At 37.9% G+C, this 23208-nt stretch carries 17 protein-coding genes; all 17 read left to right on the top strand.

The genetic code is table 11. The features are described 5' to 3' along the window. Positions 1-4: 4 nt before the first annotated feature. The 17 genes from murC (at position 5) to IPM62_04195 (ending at position 23193) form a co-directional block, all read left to right on the top strand. Positions 5-1405, top strand: a complete 1401-nt coding sequence (gene murC, locus IPM62_04275) for a UDP-N-acetylmuramate--L-alanine ligase (protein QQS38570.1) — start codon at positions 5-7, stop codon at positions 1403-1405. A gap of 7 nt (positions 1406-1412) precedes the next feature. Then, the gene (murB, locus tag IPM62_04270) at positions 1413-2438 is read left to right on the top strand and encodes a UDP-N-acetylmuramate dehydrogenase (protein ID QQS38569.1); all 1026 of its coding nucleotides are present in this window, start codon (positions 1413-1415) and stop codon (positions 2436-2438) included. Position 2439: 1 nt separating this feature from the next. Continuing rightward, the gene (locus IPM62_04265) at positions 2440-4695 is read left to right on the top strand and encodes a UDP-N-acetylmuramoyl-L-alanyl-D-glutamate--2,6-diaminopimelate ligase (protein ID QQS38568.1); all 2256 of its coding nucleotides are present in this window, start codon (positions 2440-2442) and stop codon (positions 4693-4695) included. Positions 4696-4698: 3 nt separating this feature from the next. Then, complete coding sequence (murD, locus tag IPM62_04260; GenBank protein QQS38567.1) at positions 4699-6063, top strand: UDP-N-acetylmuramoyl-L-alanine--D-glutamate ligase; 1365 nt, start codon at positions 4699-4701, stop codon at positions 6061-6063. Positions 6064-6075: 12 nt separating this feature from the next. Beyond that, positions 6076-6861, top strand: a complete 786-nt coding sequence (locus IPM62_04255; GenBank protein QQS38566.1) for a glutamate racemase — start codon at positions 6076-6078, stop codon at positions 6859-6861. A 15-nt stretch (positions 6862-6876) separates the two neighbouring features. After that, positions 6877-7578: an alpha/beta hydrolase gene (locus tag IPM62_04250; GenBank protein QQS38565.1), complete on the top strand. Its 702-nt coding sequence runs from the start codon at positions 6877-6879 to the stop codon at positions 7576-7578. A 239-nt stretch (positions 7579-7817) separates the two neighbouring features. Continuing rightward, positions 7818-9407: a UDP-N-acetylmuramoyl-tripeptide--D-alanyl-D-alanine ligase gene (locus tag IPM62_04245; GenBank protein QQS38564.1), complete on the top strand. Its 1590-nt coding sequence runs from the start codon at positions 7818-7820 to the stop codon at positions 9405-9407. Then, the gene (locus IPM62_04240) at positions 9404-10651 is read left to right on the top strand and encodes an aminotransferase class I/II-fold pyridoxal phosphate-dependent enzyme (protein QQS38563.1); all 1248 of its coding nucleotides are present in this window, start codon (positions 9404-9406) and stop codon (positions 10649-10651) included. The genes IPM62_04245 and IPM62_04240 overlap by 4 nt, the downstream gene beginning before the upstream one ends. Then, entirely contained in the window at positions 10635-11654 is a 1020-nt protein-coding gene (locus IPM62_04235; protein QQS38562.1) for a peptidoglycan bridge formation glycyltransferase FemA/FemB family protein, read from the top strand. The genes IPM62_04240 and IPM62_04235 overlap by 17 nt, the downstream gene beginning before the upstream one ends. A gap of 261 nt (positions 11655-11915) precedes the next feature. After that, a complete protein-coding gene (locus tag IPM62_04230) occupies positions 11916-12974 on the top strand; it encodes a hypothetical protein (protein ID QQS38561.1) in 1059 nt (352 codons plus the stop codon). 142 nt (positions 12975-13116) lie between these two features. After that, positions 13117-14238 carry a putative lipid II flippase FtsW gene (ftsW, locus tag IPM62_04225; protein ID QQS38560.1) on the top strand — a complete coding sequence of 374 codons (1122 nt, stop codon included), beginning with the start codon at positions 13117-13119 and terminating at the stop codon, positions 14236-14238. Positions 14239-14280: 42 nt separating this feature from the next. Further along, positions 14281-15450 carry a UDP-N-acetylglucosamine--N-acetylmuramyl-(pentapeptide) pyrophosphoryl-undecaprenol N-acetylglucosamine transferase gene (locus tag IPM62_04220; GenBank protein QQS38559.1) on the top strand — a complete coding sequence of 390 codons (1170 nt, stop codon included), beginning with the start codon at positions 14281-14283 and terminating at the stop codon, positions 15448-15450. Beyond that, entirely contained in the window at positions 15447-16142 is a 696-nt protein-coding gene (locus IPM62_04215; protein QQS38558.1) for a hypothetical protein, read from the top strand. The genes IPM62_04220 and IPM62_04215 overlap by 4 nt, the downstream gene beginning before the upstream one ends. Positions 16143-16148: 6 nt before the next feature. Further along, positions 16149-17423 carry a cell division protein FtsA gene (gene ftsA / locus IPM62_04210; GenBank protein QQS38557.1) on the top strand — a complete coding sequence of 425 codons (1275 nt, stop codon included), beginning with the start codon at positions 16149-16151 and terminating at the stop codon, positions 17421-17423. A 100-nt stretch (positions 17424-17523) separates the two neighbouring features. Then, positions 17524-18711 (top strand): cell division protein FtsZ, encoded by a 1188-nt coding sequence (ftsZ, locus tag IPM62_04205; GenBank protein ID QQS38556.1) that lies wholly within the window; start codon positions 17524-17526, stop codon positions 18709-18711. A gap of 487 nt (positions 18712-19198) precedes the next feature. Further along, positions 19199-22138 (top strand): isoleucine--tRNA ligase, encoded by a 2940-nt coding sequence (locus IPM62_04200; protein ID QQS38555.1) that lies wholly within the window; start codon positions 19199-19201, stop codon positions 22136-22138. Then, entirely contained in the window at positions 22138-23193 is a 1056-nt protein-coding gene (locus tag IPM62_04195; GenBank protein ID QQS38554.1) for a rod shape-determining protein RodA, read from the top strand. The genes IPM62_04200 and IPM62_04195 overlap by 1 nt, the downstream gene beginning before the upstream one ends. The last annotated feature ends 15 nt before the right edge of the window (positions 23194-23208 follow it).

The following is a 23208-nucleotide window of genomic DNA, read 5'->3' as shown; positions in this document are numbered from 1 at the left end:
CTTCATGATAAAAAATAAAATTCATTTTATGGGAATTGGAGGAAGTGGAATGAGTGCCGCTGCAATTATTGCAAAAAAACAAGGATTTGAGGTAGATGGATGTGATGAATTGGCAGATAGCCCGTATTTACTGAAAGTGAAAAAAATGGGTATTCCGGTTAGTTTCGGCCATGATCCCCGGCACATTGTAAATGCTAACGTACTTGCGGTCTCTCCTTCAGTGTTATTTTCAAATAAAAAACACCCGGAAGTTCTTGCGGGGAGAAAAAAGACATTGCTAACTTGGCAGCAGTTTACCGGAAGATATTTGCTTAAAAATAAAAGGGTGATGTGTATTTCGGGAACACACGGAAAGTCGACAGTTACGACACTTGTCGGATTTTTATATGAGAAAGCGAAACTGGATCCGTCGGTAATTGTTGGTGCGAACTTTACTCCATGGGGAGCTAATTTCCATTATGGAAAAAGCAATATTTTTATATTAGAAGCTGATGAGTTTTATGGAAATTTTTTAAACTACAAGCCGGATACACTTATTATAAATAATATCGAATACGACCACCCCGACTATTTTCGAGACGAAGATCATGTCATAAATACTTTTCGCAAATTACTAAATAAACTCGAAGGAAACAAATTACTTATCCTCAATCAAGACTCCAAGGGAATAAACAAGTTGGTAAAAACATTAAGCAAAGAGAAAAAAGATAATTTGAATATCATGGGTTATACAATATCGGAAAAACCACTTGTAAAACTTGCCAATTCATTCACGGCGAAAATAGTATCCATGAATTCCAAGGGGGTTAAATTTAGTGTCAAAAATGAGAAAACCAAGTATAGCCACACTTTCAATCTAAATATGTATGGGATCCACAATGTCTCCAATGCATTGGGATTAATATGTCTTGCCAAACACGATAATATCCCCGATGCACTGATTGAAAAAACACTGAGAACATTTCCCGGTACCCAAAGACGACTGCAATTAATCGGTGAAACAAAATCGATTAAAATATATGATGATTATGCCCATCATCCTACGGCTGTTAAGGCAACTCTTTCAGCCATAAAGCAAAAACACCCAAAAGAAAGAATTCTGTGTGTTTTTGAACCTCATACCTTTTCACGAACGGCAAGGTTACTTGTTTCTTACAAGGATGCCTTTAGTGATGCCGATATCGTGGTTGTTGCACCAATATACAAATCTCGTGACACTAAAACTTTTGGTGTAAGTAATAAATCCATCGTGAAAGTATGTAATCACAACAATGCTGTCGCGATTGATTCATTTGATGAAATAAAAAACTATATAATTGGTAAAGCCCGAAAAGGAGATGTTGTGATTGTAATGGGCGCAGGGAAAAGTTATCAGTTGGCTAAAGAAGTGTTGCGGGGAAAGTAAAAATATAATGAAAAATATTAGAGAATCAGTGTCCCTTAAAAATCGTACGACTTTTAGTATTGGCGGAAATGCGAAATATTTTGCACAAGCGACTACTAAATCAGAATTGGTAGAAATTTGCAAATTTGCCAAGGAAAATAAACTCCAAGTAGTCGCATTGGGTGGTGGTAGCAATGTACTAATTAACGATGATGGAATAGATGGAGTTGTTGTAAGTTTAACGAACAAGGATGTAGAAATTAAACTTAGAAAAAGCAGTGTTTTGGTGACGGTCGGAGCTGGTAAAAATTGGGAAGAATTGGTTGGGGAAATGGTTAAGAAGGGATATCAAGGAATTGAGTGCTTATCGGGAATACCGGGGACTACCGGTGCTGCACCTATACAAAATATCGGAGCATATGGACAGGAAATTAAAGAGACCTTCGTTTCGCTAACAGCATACGACACTAAATTGGGTAAATTTAAACGTTTTTCAAAAAAGGAATGCCAGTTTGGTTATCGGGATAGTGTTTTTAAAAGAAAAGGGAATAAGGGACGCTATATCGTTTATCAAGTAACTCTGAGACTTAAAAAAATCAATGTCCCGAAAATTAAATATCAATCCCTGACAGGTTATTTGGAAGCAAAAAATATTGTTAATCCAACCCTTTCTCAAGTTAGGTGTGCTGTTTTGGCTATTCGTTCGGAAAAACTTGAGAATCCGAAAATAGTTTGTAACAGTGGGTCTTTTTTTAAAAATCCGATTGTTAAAAAAACGGTTTTGAAAAAACTATTAACTTTGCATCCTGATATTCCAAATTTTCCCAACACTGCTACAACAGTTAAATTATCGGCGGGTTGGCTGATTGACAAAGCAGGCTGGAAGGGAAAAAAATACAAAAATGTTGCTGTTTCAACAAAGCATGCTCTTGTATTAACTAATCCCGACAAATTGGGAACTGCAAAAGAAATTAAAGAGTTAGCTCAAAAAATATCGTTAGATGTTTATGATAAATTTAATGTCCTCCTTGAGCCCGAAGTACAATTCCTTTGACATGAAAAATAAACTACTGACACTACTTAAGTGCCTTCCGAATTATCAATTTATGGGAAAGGATGTCCTTATTTCGGGAATTACTCAAGACAGTAGAAAAGTGAAAAAAGGTGATATGTTTGTTGCCATAAAAGGTTTAAATTGCGACGGACATGATTATATACAAAAAGCTATCGATTCGGGGGCGGCATGTGTTGTCGGGGAAAAGCTACCTGACAAAAGCTGGTCTTCACTTACTGCATATGTGAAAGTTGCCGATTCGCGTGAAGCGCTTGGTCTATTGGCTTCGCAGTGGTTTGACAATCCAAGCGAAAAAATGAAAGTTATTGGCGTGACTGGTACCGACGGGAAAACAACTACAGTAAATATGATTTACGAAATACTAAAAAGTAGTGGTGAGAATGTGGGTATGATTAGTACGATTTCGGCAAAAATCGGTAATGAAGCAATTGACACCGGGCTACATGTTACAAATCCCGATTCAATTGATTTACAAAAACTTCTTTCTCGCATGGTTGCAAACGGTTGCACATATGCAGTCATCGAAGTAACTTCACATGGTTTAGATCAAGGTCGGGTTATTGGGGTTGATTTTGATGTAAGTGTTTTGACAAACATAACTCACGAACATCTTGATTATCATAAAACTTTTGAAAATTATTTGAACGCGAAAGCGATGCTTTTTGAAGCGGGAAACACGATAGTTCTCAATAAAGATGACAGTGCGTATAATTTCTTATCCCAAAGAAGAGAAAACAAATCTCAAATAATTTCGTACTCTATCATCGATAAATCAGCAGATGTGTATGCGTCAAATATAACTCACACAAAAAATATACCTACATTTGAAGTCAAAACTAAAGCTTCAAAATTTAAAGTCAAGTTATCAATGGCAGGTAGCTACAATATTTCTAATGCTCTTGCGGCAATTAGTGTGGCAAAACACTATACTATTTCCGATAAAGTAATAAACACCGCACTATCATCATTCCCTCAATTGGAAGGAAGGCGAGAAGAAATCAACAATGATTTACACCTAAAAATATATGTTGATTTCGCACATACTCCGAACTCACTGGAAAATGTTTTACGACAACTTAAGAGTGAGTCCCAAGGCCGAGTGATATGTGTGTTTGGATGTGCAAGCCAAAGAGACTTAACAAAGCGTCCAATGATGGCCGAAGTTGCAACAAGACTTGCTGATATTGCAGTGTTTACGGCAGAGGATCCGCGCAAAGAAGATGTGTTTAGTATATTCAAGGATATGTTGTCAGGAGTAGGAAGTGATACGGTAAATGCAACTGATTTATCTGTCGAAGACATTAATAAACTTGAGAAACACGCATATTTGACAATGCCCGAAAGAGGTGAGGCGATTTATTATGCGATAAAAAAACTTGCTAAAAAAGGTGACACTGTCGTGATATGCGGGAAAGGTCATGAAATGTCGATGGCTTATGATAATGTGGAGCATCCCTGGAACGACAGGGAATTTGTGAAAGATATATTGACTAACAAATTGCTACTAGATGCTGTAATTCTTGCTGCCGGAAAAGGCAGTAGACTAAAATCGCAAACACCCAAAGTAATGCATAAGTTAGCAGGTAAACCAATGTTAACCTATCCTATCGATAACTTGCGGCGGATTGGAGTAGTGGATATTATTGCAGTCGTTGGTTATAGGCTAGATGTAATACACACATATTTTGGTAATTCGCTTCGTTACGTTGAGCAAGACCGGCAATTGGGAACCGGCCATGCGGCATTTTGTGGAGTGGGTGAGTCAAAGAACAGAAATGTTTTGGTAATGTATGGCGATGACAATGCTTTTTACACCAAAGAAACATACAGGAAATTGATAAAAATGCATAGTGACAGTAAGGCAACAATTACTTTAATTAGTTTGGTTTTAGATAATCCTTTCGGATTTGGCCGGATTGTAAGAGACGAAAAAGATAACTTTGTAAAAATCGTTGAAGAGAAAGATGCAACCGACGAGGAAAAAAAGATTAGCGAAGTAAATGATGGGGTGTATCTTTTTGATCGCGCTTGGTTTATGGAAAATTTCGGTAAAATAAAAAATAACAATGTGCAACAGGAATATTTGTTGACTGATTTTATTGAACTTGCCATAAAACAATCACGTAAGGTTTTGGTATATGCAATTAAGGATTCATCTCAGTGGTGTGGTATAAATACTCCCGATCAGTTAACTAAGGCTGACAACCTAATGAGACATAAATTGTCACAAATTTAGGATATGGAAACAAAATACACTAATAAAAAAATTGCCATTCTGGGTTTGGGTGTCGAAGGTGTTGATCTGGCATTATACTTACAGAATTTCAAAACCGAGATTACAATTCTTGATGAGAAAGAAGAGGATAATATTACTATTCCACCAACAATCAAAAAGTCGGTCAAATATATCTTTGGAAAAAAAGCGTTTACAAGTGATCTGTCGCAGTACAACTTCATATTTCGGTCACCGGGAGTATATCCCTTGAGAGACGAAATTATACATGCAGTAAAACAAGGTGTTATGGTTTCCTCGGCGGTAAAACTATTTTTTGAAAAATCCCCTTGTAAAATTATAGGTGTGACAGGCACCAAGGGAAAGGGGACAACGAGTACCTTGATTTACGAAATTTTAAAAACTGCCGGTTGCGATGTTCATTTAGCCGGAAATATCGGGATTCCATTTTTGTCATTACTGCCCAAACTTAACAGGAATTCCATAGTTGTTCTCGAGCTTTCATCTTTTCAGCTTATGGATCTTGATAAAAGCCCACATATTGCGGTTATCTTAAATATTACAGCAGATCACTTAGACTGGCATGCAAGTATTAATGAGTATCGTGCAGCCAAAAAGAATATCGTTAAATTCCAGAATGACAAAGATTATGCAGTGATTAATAACGATTACGAAGTACCCAAAAGTTTTTCCAAAATTGGCAAGGGTAAAAAATATGCTTTCAGTATAAAAAACAGTGTTGAGGGAAGCTATGTTGACGACAATATGCTGATTACTAATTTAAACAACACAAAAACCGTTCTTGGCAACACGGCAGATTTGCTGTTAAGAGGGAAACATAATTGGGAAAATGTTCTTGCCGCACTTACAGTCGCAAAAGTACTTAATATAAAAAGTGATGCAATCAAAGCGGCTGTTTTTTCTTTCCGCGGACTGGAACATAGATTGGAACTTGTCCGTGAAGTTGGCGGAATTAAATATTACAATGATTCATTTTCCACCGGACCCGATCCGGTTATTGCAGCGATTAAGTCGTTTACGGAACCGATTACGTTGATACTGGGCGGTTATGATAAATTGTTAAATTATGAAGAAATGATTAAACAGATTAAGTTAAGTAGTGTAAAAAATATATTGCTCATTGGCCAGATTTCTCAAAAACTAATGACATTAATTACAAAGGAAAATATAAAAGTAAATGTTGATAATCTAGGAAAAACCGATATGAAAATAATAGTTGATAAAGCAAGACAAGTTACGAAATCTGGTGGAGTGGTTTTATTGTCGCCGGGTGCCGCAAGTTTTGATATGTTCACAAGCTACAAACAAAGGGGTGCTTTATTCAAAGCATGTGTTGAAAGGCTTCAATGAGTACTAAAAAATATGGACACAAGACCCATTGGTGTATTTGATTCGGGACTCGGTGGTTTAACCGTAGTTTCTCAGATTCGCGCACTATTACCCAACGAAAGCATAGTCTATCTGGGCGATACGGCCAGAGTTCCGTATGGTACCCGGAGTAAAGAAGTGGTTGTTAAATTTGCCAAACAGGATGCGCAATTTTTGGTAGGAAAGAACGTTAAGTGTGTAGTTATTGCCTGCAATACCGCATCTTCTTGGGCTGCCAACGAAGTACGGCAAAGTATGACAATTCCGGTTTTGGATGTCGTATCATCGTGCATGATGTCGCTTGTCAACATAAAAAAAATCGGTGTAATTGCAACGCGCGGTACAGTAAATAGTCATGCTTACACAAACGGTATAAAAAAAATTAATCCACACGCACTAGTTATTGAGAAAGAGTGTCCCTTGTTTGTACCGTTTATTGAGGAAGGTATCGTTAAGGGTAAGTTAATAGATATGCTAATAGATAATTACCTAAGTGATATGAGAAGAAATAAAGTAGACACCCTTGTTTTAGGTTGTACGCATTACCCCATGTTGGCAAATAAAATTCGTAATTACATGGGGAAAGATGTGAGTTTACTGGATGCAGGAAAGACGGTGGCAATTTCACTCGGGCAAGTATTGAAAGACAAAAACATGCAAAATAATTCCCGTCAACCTTTTCACGAATACTTTGTTACGGATTTAACTGACAACTTTGTAAATGTTGCAAGTTGGTTTTTGAAAGAAAAGTTGAAAAAAGTGCAAAAAATTTCACTTTAAATGTAGAATATATATATGGCTTCTAAAAACATCATTCTTCTGCATGGTTGGGGAGCAAGTTCTAAAAAGCTAAAACCGCTTGAAAAAGAATTGGTGCATCTGGGGTGGAAGGTAGTGATTCCCAAACTGGCGGGATTTGAAAAACCCGTAACAAGCGTATGGGATTTAGATCGCTATTCGACGTATGTAACAAAGATTGCCGTCAAGCATTTTGATAATGATAAATATATCGTTTTTGGTCACTCGTTTGGCGGGCGCATCGCTGTAAAGATGGGTTTGCGAAGTAACCGTGTTTCAGGTTTGGTACTATGCGCGAGCGGAGGTTTTTCCAGGGCAAGTAAGGTTAAGCGCATGGTATTTTTTATCGCCGCGAAAGCAGGAAAGATATTTTTAGTCATTCCGATTTTTTCTAAAATGTTTCGCAAGGGTTTGTATAAAGTGGCACGCGAACACGATTATGAAAAATTGGGATTTACTATGAAAAAAACATTTCAAAATGTAATCAATGAAGATTTGCGAAAAGTAATACACAAAGTTAAAGTACCTATCTTGATTCTGTGGGGTTTGGAAGACAAAATGACGCCCATTGGTGACGCAAGATTTATTAAACGCAATAGCGCTTATTCACAGATGTTTATTTATAAAAACCAAGGTCATAAATTGCCTTACAATTTATCAAAAAGTATTGCCTGTAAAATTGACAACTATTTTAAATAATTTGCGCCAATGAAAGGAATTTTATACTTAACGTTGGATATTAATAAACGCTTGGTCTCAAGTTTATGAAAGCTTGTTTAGAGTAAGATTGGAGAAGGCTAATTTGCCACGAAGGCAAACTTTTCTGTTGAAATTACTTTTAAGCGTGTTTAAAGAGGGGGTTAAGAAGGATTTTGTTAACCCCGAATTATACTATTTAATATGACCTTAAGATCTGTTGTAAATATTTAGAAAAAAATATGGATAATACTTTCAAACTAATAGTTTTAGCAATCTGGTTTCCACAGGCTTTTCTGCAATTGGTGGTTTGGATGTATCGGGTACAGGAGAAAGAGTATAGGCTCGATAAATTTAAAATATTATTGAAAAGTAGTTCCGGAGTCGAAAAGTTATTGTTAACTCAGATTATTTTGAAAATAGTACTTATTTTTATTAGTCCTGTTTCCTTAATTCCGATTGGATTGTTTGTTGTCTTGGATATTTATTTGTTTAGTAAATTATTGAGAAGACAAATACCTAAGCCAGTTATAACAAAGCGAATATCCAATATTTTTAAAACTGTATTGGTGGGGTTTGTCGTTATTGTGCTAATCCAAGTCCTTGATATTATACGATTTGAAACAGCGCTTTTGTTGGCTGAACTAAATTTAATAATTGGCATTGCTGTCGGGGTTATCGTTACAAAACCGTTGGTAGAAAAAGCTAAAAAAGAAGATGTGCACAAGGCGAGAACAAAGCTTGCCAAGATTAAGCCCAAAGTGATCGGAATAACCGGTAGCTATGGAAAAACAACAACAAAAGAATTCCTTTGTCATCTTCTTGAAGATTCCTTTGTAGTTGAAAAAACATATAAAAACCAGAATAACGAATTCGGTGTTGCCAGAAAGATACTTAGTGATTTTAGTGAACAAACACAAGTATTTATCGCGGAAATGGGTGCTTACAAAATCGGTGAAATCGCCGCGATTGCTGATTTCACACATCCTTCAATTGGGGTTATAACCGGTATCGAGGAGCAGCATCTTGAGCTTTTTGGAAGTTTAGAAAATATAAAAACTGCCAAATACGAGCTTATTGATGCATTACCCGACAAGGGTATGGCGGTATTTAATACATCAAATACAATCTGCGAGGAACTTGCTCAAAGAGCCGAAAAACACAAGAAACTTGATGTGTATCGATACAAAGTGGGATCGGGAAAATCGACTAAAAAGTGTGCCGTTGCAAAAATTACAAAAAATAAAAGAGACGGGATATCTTTTGAAATTAGCCTAGCAGGTGTTATTAGAAAACTACATACCAATATTACCGATGAACATTTTATCGAAAATCTTACAGGTGCAATTCTAATCGCAAGGTTACTGGGTGTTTCATGGAAAGCTATCGAGAAGGCGTGTTTAACCATGATTACGCAAACGGGTACAATGACTAAAAACATATTCAAGTCGCATGCGGTTGCTATAGATGATACCTACAATTCGACACCAAAGGGGTTTGAGGCTGCGGTTAAATCGCTGTCGAAGTACACGGGTGTTAAGATTGTTGTCACACCCGGAATAATTGAGCTGGCAAATGCCTCGCATACGGTGCATAGAAATTTAGGGCTGTTAATCGAAAAAAGTGCCGATATATTGGTGCTAACCAATGCCGATTATATAAATGACTTTAAAAACAGTTTTGAAGAAAAACCGGAAAAATTACTCATAACGACAAACCCCGATGAGATTATTGGTATAATTGACAGATTGAACCAAAAAGATAGCGTATTTTTATTTGAAGGCAGATTACCGGCTAAAGTAACTAAACACATTCAATCCCTTTATACATGAAACCAATATTTATTTCGCTATCCCCAAATACACAAAAAGACGACTTGGCAATTGCCCTAAAAACATTATTTAATCCTTTTAATTGGCTGGAAAAAAATATAAAGAATTTAGAATCGCAATTTGAAAAAAGATTCGGAAAAGATTATCGGGCATATGCTGTAAATAGCGGAAGAAGTGCAGAATACGTAATTCTCAAATCACTGGGAATAAAGAAGGGAGACGAAGTTCTCGTGCAAGCGTTTACGTGTATTGCAGTCCCCAATTCGATTAAATGGCTAAAGGCTAAACCTGTATTTGTTGACATTGATGATACTTTTAACCTGGATCCTGTCGATTTGGATAAAAAGATTACCAAAAAAACCAAAGCAATTATTGTTCAACATACTTTCGGGATACCAGCAAGAATTGATATTATTAAAAATATTGCCCAAAAGCATAACATTTTCCTGATTGAGGACTGTGCGCATTCTTTGGGTGCAAAATTTAAACACCAGCCTTTAGGTACATATTCCGACGCAGCCTTTTTTAGTTTCGGGCGTGATAAAATAGTCTCAAGTGTTTTTGGGGGAATGATTCTGACCAAAAATGTCAAATTAGGAAGCGCCATATCACACAACATTGATACTCTAAAAAAGTCAACAATATTTTTTGCTGTCCAGCAATTACTTCATCCGATTCTATTTAATCTAGTAATATTGCCGTTATATCATTTTGGTGTCGGTAAGGTGAGTGTTGGAAAAATATTATTGTTTGTTTTTCAGAAAGCTAAGATATTATCAAAACCCGTGTATAGGCAGGAATTACATACACAACAAATTGATCTATTTCCACGAAAAATGTCTACACCTTTGGCTACCCTGGCCAGTCGGCAATTTGCTAAATTGGACAATTTTAACGCACATCGAATGACAATTGCTAATATGTATTTTGACAACCTGAAAATGAAAAAAGTCACACTTCCTCCCAAAAATACCGAGGCGATTTGGTTAAGATTTCCGATATTGGTTGATGACCCGAAACGAATATTGGAGATCGCCAAAGAAAAAAAAATACTGCTTGGCAATTGGTATACAAATATAATCGATCCGAAATGCGATTTGGAAAATGTCGGTTATCGTTTGGGTGATTGCCCGCACGCCGAGTATTTATCAAAAAGAGTCGTAAATTTACCAACTTATCCCAATTTAGACGAAAAGCAAGTTCACCAAGTTATTTCACTTATAAAACATGCACTACGAAGTTAAAGAAATTCAAAGCAAAGAAATCTGGGAAGAATTTGTCTTATGTCAAAACCCAAAATCATTTTTACAATCATGGAATTGGGGTGAGTCGCACCGCGTTATGGGAGATAAGATATTTAGATTTGGATATTATAATAAGAGTAAGCTTGTCGGTACTTGCCTTGTGATCAAACAAAAAGCCAGAAGGGGTCCGCATTTTTTGATTCCCGGAGGCCCGTTAATTGATTGGCATAATAAACAACTAGTAGCATCGTTTCTTGGTCACATTAAAAAACTGGCTAGGGACGAAAAAGTATGGTTTGTAAGAGTGAGGCCAGAATTAGAAGATTCCCCGGTTAACCGTAAATTGTTTACATCCCTTGGTTTTATATTTGCACCCATGCATTTACATGCCGAGAATACATGGATTTTAGATACCACTAAAACAAGCGAAGATATCCTTGCCGGTATGAGAAAAAACACCCGCTATATTGTGAAAAAGAGCACTGGGTTTGGACTTACAATTACTGATACTCTAGATGAAAAAAGTACGCAAATTCTATCCAATCTACAAAAGGAAACAGTTGAGAGACATGGATTTGTGGGCTTTTCGGATAGATTGTTTAAAGCACAGTTGGCTACTTTTGGTAAAGATAATCAGGCGAGACTCTACATAGTTTGGAAGAAAAAAGTTCCACTTGTTGCTGCGATTATTATTTATTACGGTAATTACGGTTATTATCATCATAGCGGGTCGACGACAAAATTCCAGCAAATTCCTTCATCGTACTTTCTTCAATGGAACGTCATACAAGAAGTCAAAAAACGAAATTTAAAAGGGTATAATTTTTGGGGCATAGCACCATTGGGCAGGAAAAAACATCGTTTTGCCGGAGTGACAACTTTTAAAACAGGGTTTGGTGGTGAAAGAATTGATTGGCTCCATGCTCACGACTTGCCGGTATCGCGTAATTACTATCTAACCTTTGTATTTGAAACGGCCCGAAAACTGTTAAGAGGTTTATAGTCTATAAATATATTAACGTAATTATGTGTAAGCTTGAGTCATTTTTTCCCATTATTCCGATTGATCTAACTAACTTCGGGAGAATTCCCAAGACGACGATTGTGTAAAAGGTGATAGTAAAGGTCTTCCAAGTAGTGAGGAAAAGGTAAGCCGTGGGGTCATAAGCGGTATGTGTAGCACCTTGTTTAATTTTACACATTTGTGATATTGGTACCCAACGTTAAGTGTAATTAATAAGAATTATTAGTTATAATACTAAACATGAATCCATACGACACATTGCCCTTGGCTTTGGGTTTAATTCTTTTTTCGTTTTTTATAACAGGATCTTTAGTCGTTCCATTTATCGATTTACTTTATAAGCTCAAACTAACCCGCAGGAAGGAAGCTCCAAATATAGGTAAAATTCCACTTTTTGATAAATTGCATGACAAAAAAGCCGGAACACCGGTTGGAGGAGGGATATTACTTGTTACTATTATCACGGTAATTTTTTATTGCATGTTTCCTTTTGCGAATCATATGGGCGTGCATATTAAAACCGCTCATCAAAATATCAATGCCGAATTATTTGTGATTTATTTCACTTTTATTTCATTCGGTTTACTTGGATTATTGGACGATTTGGTAAAAATGTTTGGCAAAATGAGAAAAGGTGCTTTGGGAATGTGGGTCGGCTTAGGTAGAAAATTTAAGTTTGGTTTGCAGGGAATATTCGCACTGATAATCGGATACGTCCTTTATTCGCACCTGGGAATTCATAACGTTTACCTTCCCATAATAGAGGAGCAAATATCGTTTGGACTTTTATATATTCCTTTTGCCGCTTTCGTTATTGTTGCGTTTTCGAATGCATTTAACATTACCGATGGTTTGGACGGATTGTCATCGGGTTTACTAGTTATTTGCCTGAGCGCTTTCGCGGCAATTGCCGCCGATAGTTTAGATACGCCACTTTCTCTTTTTATGGCTTTGTCGATCGGCTCACTGGTTGCATTTTTGTATTTCAATGTTTGGCCGGCACGTATTATGCTTGGCGATACCGGAGCGCTGGCGTTTGGTGCAATGTTGGGACTGATTGGCTTACTTACGGGAAGTATTGTTGCTCTTGTTGTGATAGGTGGGATTTTTGTAATGGAGGCGGCTTCTTCGGCTATTCAAATTGTCGGTTGGAAAGTATTGAAAAGACCAATATTTCCACTGGCTCCGATACATCATGCTTTTTTGGCAAAAGGATGGGAGGAACCAAAGATAGTTATGCGAGCCTGGCTTGCAGGACTTGTCTTGGCAATATTTGGAGTATGGCTTGCGACAATTTAAATTTAAACAAACCAGCTTGCGACTTCTTTTTTAACGTTTCTCACAAATCTTTCAAGAGCTTATTACTTGAACGCCTATCATGTATATTGCCAAGTCGGTTAATTGGTTGCGTAATACTTGCTATAATTATTTAGAATTGAAAATGCATAGAAAAACAAAAAAAGTAAAATTGGCGGTGGGGAAAATGGATCGTAAATTACTGTTTTCTGCCTTAACACTTACTTTGATCGGACTTGTTGCGGTTGCCGATGCTTCAGCTCCCAGTGCTCTTTCGACATTTTCCGACAAATATTATTTTCTAAAACAACAAGCCGTCTGGAGTGTCATCGGAATTGGCGGACTAATTGTCACGTCTCACCTAAATTATAAATTATGGTCAAAGGTGGCAACGCCTCTTTTTGGCATTACAGTAATACTCCTAATTATGGTATTAATTCCATATTTTGCCCCGAATTTACTTGGCGCACGACGCTGGATTGTCATTGGCGGATTTACTTTTCAACCATCGGAGTTGGCAAAAATTACGTTAATTATGTATTTGGCTAAAGTTGCTGAAAGTAACAAAAAAGCGATGTCTTATTTTGTCCCCATTGGTTTAGTTGCGGGTTTAATTATGCTTGAACCTGATTTGGGTACCACAATCGTGCTTGTAATTATCGGATTTTCTCAGATATTTATTGCGGGACAGGATTTAATAAAAATATTTATCACTGGTGTTGTTGCCTTTTGTATGGGGTTACTCCTTATTGTAATGTCACCATACCGAAAAGACAGACTGGTTACATTTCTCGAACAAACAGCCGATCCTCTGGGTAAGGGTTATCACATCAGACAAATTTTGTACGCTCTCGGGTCTGGTGGCATGTTTGGTGTGGGATTGGGTCAATCACGCCAGAAGTATCTGTTTCTTCCCGAAGCCGCAAATGATTCGATATTTGCCGTGATTGCCGAAGAAGTAGGATTTGTGGGTGCTCTTATATTAATTAGTATAATTGTGTATTTTGTAATTCGTGGAATAAAAATTGCCTATGAAGCCCCCGACATTTTTTCAAGAGTACTTGCAATCGGAATTGTTGCCTGGATCGGTGGACAAGCGTTTGTTAATATTGCCGCCATGGTTTCTCTGGTTCCCTTGACGGGCATACCATTGCCGTTTATTTCATATGGTGGGTCTTCATTGACGGCAGTGCTGACCGGAACTGGTATACTGTTAAATATTTCCAAGTTTGCAAATGTAAAAACGCAAAAAAGACGTATAAAATAACACTTGCTCAAATATTTTCGATGAATAAAAACTTAAGTATGTATGAACAAAAAAAATAAAATTGGGATGTCATTTCGAAAAATACACAACTCTCGCACAGACAAAGTAAGCCGCGAAAAAGTAATTGTTGCAACGGGTGGACATGCCGGCACGACCGCACTTGCAGTCATAAAAGAAATAAAAAAAAGCAAGCTGAATTGGCAGCTTCATTGGATTGGAACAAAATATGCGGTTGAGGGTAAAAAGACGTTAACAATCGAAGCAAAAACAATGCCCCAAATTGATGTTAAATTTCATGGTTTGATAGCGGGAAAATTACAACGTAAATGGTCGAGATATACGCTAGTTTCTTTAGCAAAAATTCCATTCGGTTTCGTCCATGCTTTTTTGTTATTAAAAAATATTAAACCGAGCCTTGTATTGTCTTTCGGAGGATATGCGGGTTTTCCTGTTGTAGTGGCAGCATTTTTGTTACGTGTTCCCGTGGTTATACAAGAACAAATAACGGGACTAGGTTTTGCCAATCGCATGTCTTTACCATTTGCCGACAGGGTCGCGTTGGCAAGGAAAGAAGGACTAAAATACGCCAAGGGTAAAGGCGTATTAATCGGCAATCCGGTTAACTCCGAAATAATACAACTTGACGCGAAGAAAAAAATGCACACCCCGCCGGCAATTTTTATCTTTGCCGGATCAAGAGGTTCACAAATGATAAATGCGGTTATAGAAAAATTGTTGCCCAACCTTCTAGCTAACTATACCGTTTATCATCATACGGGTGATTTGGATTACGGCAAGTTTCGACAAGTTAAAGAAAAACTATCAATCAAAGTACGAAAACGTTACCATGTGTATCAATTTATTGACCCCATTGATGTACCGGGATTTTATGAAAAATCGGATATTCTCATAGGTAGAGCCGGTGCCAATACAGTTTCAGAAATTATGATTGTCGGAATTCCGGCGATTCTTATTCCTTTGACGTGGACCAATTATCAAGAGCAGGTATTAAATGCAAACGATGCCCAAAAAAGAAATCTGGTAGAAGTTATACTGCCAAAAGATTTAACAACGGAAAAACTTAATCATGCAATCGATCACACGAAAAGTACATGGTATAGAAAAATACAATCGCAGGTACGCGATCTTGCTACTTTAGACATGCATGCTTCACACAAGCTAATTGATGTGATAACGGAGGTCATGAAGTGAAAACAAATTACGTTTACTTTGTTATCGTCTTGATAATATTTTTTTCTTCCTTGTACTTTGTACCCAGGAGTATTGTTATTGATAACATAAATTGCAAAACGCAGTTTGGAGCGTGCGGAGAACACATTTTAAGCTCTCTTGATACAAGTAAGTCTTTACATCTAAAAGCTGCCAAAAGAAAAGCAAATGAAGTGCTAAGTGCCAATTACTTAATTCAAGATTATGCTATAAGATATAAACTACCGTCGACACTTGATGTTTCGATTATCGAAAATACCACAAGATTCGCATTATACGAAAAAGAAAAAAACATTTTTATTCTTATTGACGAATCGGGGAGAGTATTGTCGTATACTGATTTAACCGCACTTCCGGTTCTCGAAATATTAGGTGGAGTTCCGGAGATTGGCGCAAATGTAAATAAAGAAATTCTTTTTTGCAGTAGTTTGGTTGCTCGACTAAAGCAATCATATGAAATCGATAACGCAAAACTGGATACCGATAAACTGGTTGTCAAAATTAAAGACAAACCTGACCTTGTTTATCCGACTCAAGGAGACATTGATGTACTTTTGGGTTCGACGGTTCTTGTTTTAAGCCGCTTGAAACAAGAAGGTGAAGACTTTAGAATTGAAGAAGTATTAAATATATCGGAAATCGACTTCCGTTTTAAAAATCTGGTGTTAAGATAGAAATATATGTCAAAATCAAAAATAGTAGCTGGAATCGAATTGGGGTCCTCAAAAATAGTAACGCTTATTGCGCAAGTAACAGAAGATCCGGTTAGTTTTGAAACTGCGGTAAATATCGTTGGTGCATCTTCTGTTGAATCAAGTGGAATTCGAAAAGGGCAAATAGTCGATATAGATGAAGCTGTCGAGGCGACAATTCAAAGTGTTGAGAAAGCGGAACGCATGGCGGGGTATAATCTCGATAGCGCGTATATTGCTCTTGGTGGAGCTCATATTTCTTCACAAAATTCACATGGTGTGGTTGCAATATCAGACCCGGATGGCGAGGTTAATGAAGCTGATGTCGATCGTGTGATTGAAGCGGCAAGTGCCGTATCACTTCCTTCCTCGCGCGAAGTAATTCACGTTATCCCGCGTGAATTTGTCGTAGACGGTGAATCCGGCGTCAAAGATCCGATAGGTATGAGCGGAGTTCGTCTTGAAGTTCATACCCACCTCGTCACAGCTTCCAGTGCTGCCGTAAAAAATTTACGCAAAGCGATCAATGAAGTGGGTATTGAAATTGATGGTTTGGTTTTCACCGGTTTGTCGGCAGCCAGATCTACGTTAACTAAAACGGAAAAAGAACTTGGTTGTGTACTTGTCGATATTGGTGGGGGGATGACGTCGATTGTTGCCTATATTGATGGCGCCTTGGCATATTCCGGTGTTATTCCCATAGGATCAAGAAATGTGACTAATGATTTGGCGATTGGTTTGAGAGTTTCACTTGATAATGCCGAAAAGATTAAACTCTGGTTATCCGAGAATACAAAAAGTACAAAACAGAAACTTTCCAGCGAAGAAGACCAAATAGATTTGTCAAAACTTGGTGTTGAGCTCAATCGAAAAGTTTCAAGGAAAACACTGACAGAAGGCATAATCAGGCCACGACTCAACGAAATATTTTCGATGGTCAGACTCCAACTTGAGAAAGAAAAACTAAACAATCGCGTTCCTTCGGGTGTCATCATAACAGGCGGTGGTTCTGAAGTTGTGGGTGCTCTTGATTCGGGCAAGAGAATGCTGTCGTTGCCAATTAGACTCGGTAAGCCTAAGGGTATCGGCGGTTTGGTTGATGATGTTATGCAACCGTCGTTTTCGTCAAGTGTCGGTCTTGTCCTATATGGGGCTAGACAAGAACAAGCTACTGGGATATCCTCAATTACAAAGAAAATCAAAGTACCTACAAGTGGTATATTTGGTAAAATATTTGATACAGTTAGAGATCTGCTCCCTTAATATTGTAAACCAGATATCCCTAAAGAGCTGCCCCTTGTAATTGTATTCTGCCCAATATAGAATGTGCCCAAACTGATAGACTTATTTAATTTATAACGCCATGGCATTAGTAAAACCGGACTCTGCAAGAATAGCAAAAATCAAGGTAATTGGTCTTGGTGGAGGTGGTGGTAACGCAGTAGCTTCAATGGTGGAGAGTAATGATATTCAGGGAGTCGAGTTTATTGTAGTAAACACCGATGCACAGGTACTTTTATCGAATAAATCACCAACGAAACTTCAAATCGGTGAGAAGTTAACCAAAGGATTGGGTGCGGGAGGAAGACCTGAGATAGGCGCTCAAGCAGCCGAGGAATCACAAGAAAAAATAAAAGAATTATTAATCGATTCCGATATGGTTTTTGTTACCGCCGGAATGGGTGGGGGTACGGGGACGGGTGCATCTCCGATTGTTGCTAAGCTCGCAAAAGAAGCGGGTGCGTTGACAGTGGGTGTAGTTACCAGACCGTTTGCTTTCGAGGGAACAAGACGAGGTGTAGTAGCTGAAGAAGGCATTGAGGAGTTGCGTGAAGAAGTTGATACCTTGATCGTGATTCCGAATCAGCGACTAATGGATGTGATAGACCGCAAGATGACCCTCGTCGAGGCGTTTAAAGTTGCTGACTCAGTACTCGGACAAGCGGTGGGCGGAATTGCAGATATCATAACTACGCCGGGGCTTATTAACGTTGATTTTGCGGACGTAAAATCAATTATGTCTAATGCGGGTACAGCCCTGCTTGGTATTGGTAGCGGGGTAGGTGAAAACCGTGCTCAGATGGCGGCACGAGCGGCAATTGCATCTCCACTTCTAGATCTTTCTATCGATGGAGCAACCGGAGTTCTTTTTAATATAACCGGAGGAAACGATATGACAATGTTTGAGGTTGACGAAGCCGCACGCGCAATATCAAGTTCTGTTGACACCGATGCAAATATTATTTTTGGGGCCGTAGTTAAGCCGGACCTTGCCGATCAAATAAAAATTACCGTTATTGCGACTGGTTTTGATGAAGCTCAAGCTAGACTTGCAAATTTCGGCAAGCTGTCAGATTCTCCAAAAATTTCCGGTATAGTTAGTGATAAAACCACGTCTACGAAAGATAATTCAACCGAAGATACCAATAGTGAGAAAACCGATTTTGATAAATCGGATGAAGAAAATAATACAAAAAGTAACTCATCGGATGACGAGGATGAGTTTGGTGAGGCATTTGAGATACCCGCCTTTTTACGCAAGATTCAATGAGGCTCTAAGCTATTTTACACACTATCACGTCTTCTTGATATTTTGCTGTGCACGAGTTTTTATTAACCACGGTTATAGCGAACATTGACATAACTTCCAAATGATATAGTTAATGTTTTCAACTTACTAAATTTCACTTTCAATATGTTTAGTAATTTATGGTGATACACTGTTTCATTAAATCTGAAAGTCGAATTAGATGAGACGTGGAAAATATTTTTCACTCAAAACAACGTTTCGTAATAATTCCTTATACACTTGTCCAGTTTCTTATTTCCCGACAAAAACTACCAATCTTATATTTCAGAAACCGGTAAGTTTAGTAGTAGGAGGAATTTATAAGTTATACTTTTGTTAACAAACCAAAGTCTTTGGTAACCTCTCGGGTGTAGAATGTAGAGAGTTGTCCTGCAAAGCATGTTGTGGCAGTTACGTACTATTAGTATCATTTTAAGCTCAGATTGTAGTACAATTGGCGATATAACTTATGACAAAAAATAAACGCTATTCTCCAGTTGACCTTAACGTTAATTTTGTAGAATTGGAAAAGAAACTTCTCGACCAGTGGTATAACGATGGAATTGTCGATAAATATTTAGCAAAGAATTCTGCTTCCCCAAAAACCTTCTCTTTTCAGGATGGACCAATTACAGCGAATAATCCGATGGGTGTACATCATGCTTGGGGAAGAACATATAAAGATTTATGGCAACGCTACAAAAACATGCAGGGGTTCAAACAGAGATTTCAGAACGGATTTGATTCGCAGGGGTTATGGGTGGAAGTAGAAGTAGAGAAAGAATTGGGCTTTACGACAAAAAAAGATATTGAAAAATATGGAATAGATAAATTTGTACAAAAGTGCAAAGAACGCGTAATGAAGTATTCAAAAATTCAAACCGATCAAAGCAAGCGGTTGGGTTATTTTATGGATTGGGAAAACTCATATTATACGATGAGTGACGAAAATAATTACATGATTTGGCATTTTTTGAAAGTGTGTAATGACAATGGGTGGTTATATAAAGGAAACGATTCGGTTCCATGGTGCCCGCGATGTGAAACGGCGATTAGCCAACATGAAATGCTAACCGAAGATTACAAAGAAGTGGTTCACGATTCGATATATTTTGAACTTCCATTGGTCGGCGAGAACAGGGAATTTTTCTTGGTTTGGACAACGACACCTTGGACAATTCCTGCAAATATTGCATTGGCCGTTGACGCCAAGCTTGATTATTCTTTGGTTGAGGGAAAAACGAAAGATAAGTTCTGGTTGGCAAGCGAGGCGGTAGAAAGAGTTTTCCTGGATAATTACAAAATACTTACAACCGTCAAAGGCAAATTCTTGGTTGGCAAAAAATATCGTGCTCCATTTGACACTTTACCCGCCGTTACTAAAGTAATGACTGAAAATGGTGATAAATTTCATATCGTAGTAGCTACAGATAGTCGGATTATGCCCATATCCCAACTCGAAGGGACTGGCATAGTACACACTGCCGTAAGTGCGGGAACAGAAGATTTCAAATTAGGTAAGCAACTGGGTCTTCCTATGATACCGGTTATCAAAGACGATGCAAGTTATCTGGATGGTTTCGGTTTCCTCAGTGGTAAAAACGCAAAAAAACATCCCGAGATAATTCTTGACTATCTTACAAGTGAAGATAAAAAAGAGGGTGTTGATTGGGTGTTTAAAATTGAAAAAATTAAACACCGTTACCCCGGGTGTTGGAGGTGTAAAACCGAACTTGTCTGGAAAGTAACCGATGAGTGGTATATAGCAATGGACAAGCCTTCTAGTATTGAAGGTGGTAAAACGCTTCGGGAACGCATGATCGATGTAACCAAGTTGATTACATGGATTCCCGATTTTGGACTAAAAAGAGAACTGGATTGGCTAACCAATATGCACGACTGGTTAATTAGCAAGAAAAACCGGTACTGGGGATTGAGCTTGCCCATTTGGGAATGTAAGTCATGTAAGCATTTTGAAGTAATCGGGGGTAAGGATGAGTTGGAAAAAAAGGCATGTAAAGGTTGGGATAAATTTACGGGTAAATCACCACATAAACCGCAAATTGATGAAATAAAAATTATTTGTAGCAAATGCGGTGAAGTGATGTCTCGGATTGAACCGGTTGGCAATCCGTGGCTCGATGCCGGCATAGTTATGTATTCGACAATTGCTCAAGACAACAAAGAAAAACCACTTTATCATCATGACAAAAAAATGTGGCGCAAATGGTTTCCGGTTGATTTCATAACCGAAAGTTTTCCGGGACAATTTAAAAATTGGTTTTATTCCATGATCGCCATGAGCACCGTTTTGGAGAATGAAAGACCTTTCAAATCAGTTCTCGGGTTTGCGACACTTCTGGATGAATCCGGACGCGCAATGCATAAAAGTTGGGGAAATTCGATTGAGTTTGAAGAAGGTGCGGACAAAATGGGAGCGGATGTAATCCGTTGGATTTACGCCAGACAAAATCCAATGGAGAATTTGCTTTTCGGCTATAAATACGCAGATGAAGTCAGGCGCCAGTTCATATTAAAAATATGGAATGTTTACAACTACTTTGTGACATATGCAAATAAAGAAAATTGGTCCCCGGCAACAACTTCCACCGAATCGACAAACGTTCTTGATGTGTGGATAACAGCACGATTAAATAAGGTGATTGAAGAAGTTACCAACCAACTAGACGCCTATGATGCTTTTCATGCAACCTCAGTTATTGAAAAATTCGTCGACGATTTATCGAATTGGTATGTGCGAAGATCCAGAGATCGAATTTGGGCTGATGATTCAGATTCCGATAAAACGGCATTTTTCCAGACGCTTTATGATACGCTGATTCATATATGTCTTCTGATGGCTCCTTTTACACCATTTCTCACCGACTCGATGTATAAAAACTTAACCGGTAACGAGTCGGTTCATCTCGCCGATTGGCCAAAATCCAATAAACTTGCTGAAAACGACAAAGACTTAATTTTACATATGGACATAATTCGCTCTGTAGTCGAGGCGGCACATTCGTCGAGAAAAGAAAATGACTTGCCGGTTAGACGGCCACTTATCAAACTGGAAGTATTTTCTCCGGCATTAAAGCCGGATGAACAATTACTAACTTTGGCAAAAGATGAATTAAATGTAAAAAATATTGTGTGGAGTAAATCCGAGAAACTCGAAATACAACTTGATACAACTTTAACCCAAGACCTCGAAAACGAAATGAAAGCACGTGAATTACTGCGCAATATTCAAAATGAACGCAAAAAACTTGGTATTGGTCTCGAGCAATTGGTTAGGGTAACCAGTCCGTGGATTCCCGAAGACGAAAAAGCGATTTTGCAGTTAAAAAACAAAGCGCTTGTCGCAAGTTTATCACACGGAGAATTCAGAGTAAGATTAGAATCTTAATGCACAAAACCAGACAATCTTTTGTTGATGTTGTTCTTTCTTTAGCTATCTTTTTTTTAGTTGCGATTAGTATTGGAGTTTTAAGATCGATATCGCAAAGCATTTTCCCCGTTTATTTTATCTACATTTTAACCGGCTTTGCGATTTATTTCATGTTTAGTAAATTCGATTTCAATATTTTGGTTGTGTTTTATAAACATATTTACGTTTTTTCGATAATTTTGCTTTTACTACCGCTTCTTATTGGAGAGATAACACGAGGTGCAGTCCGCTGGATACCGCTTGGTGCGGTTGCTATTCAACCATCGGAAATTGTCAGGCCCTTCCTGGTTTTATTTTTTGCAGTATATCTTAATCAAGGAACATTGACTTTCACGAGGTTAATTAAATCCGGTTTGTCACTTGTGTTACCTGTTTTCTTGATCATCGTTCAGCCTTCGCTTGGGGTTGCCGTTTTAACTACGGTTGCATTTTTGGGAGTTTTACTTTCTTCCTCGATAAATAAAAAATATATCTTTACACTCGGTGCATTTTTTATTGCTATCGTTCCGCTTTTGTGGTTTGTGATGGCACCTTATCAAAAAGTGCGCATACTTACTTTTATTAATCCTTCAACCGACCCTCTTGGTAGTGGGTATAACAGTATTCAATCTATCATTTCCGTAGGGTCGGGAAGAGTGATTGGTCGCGGTTTGGGTAAAGGCGTACAAACTCAACTTGCTTTTTTACCCGAAAAACATAACGATTTCATATTGGCTTCGGTTGCGGAAGAACTCGGTTTTGTCGGAACAACACTTCTCGTCCTATCCTTTTTTGCACTACTATGGAGATTGACTGTTTTTTTAGAAATTGCGCAAAACCCTATTGCTCGATCATATGTGTCCGGAATATTTCTAGTTCTCTTTTTTCAGGTATTTTTTAATATTGGGATGAATATGGGATTGTTTCCGATAACCGGAATACCATTGCCATTGGTTAGTGCGGGTGGTTCATCGTTTTTAGCTACGATGACAGCTCTTGGAATAGCCAACAATACACGAAGGAAAAGTAATTGAACTTGTTTTTAAGGC

This window comes from Candidatus Woesebacteria bacterium, assembly GCA_016700095.1.
Lineage (GTDB): Bacteria > Patescibacteriota > Microgenomatia > UBA8517 > UBA8517.
This window is presented reverse-complemented; position numbering and strand designations above follow the sequence as displayed.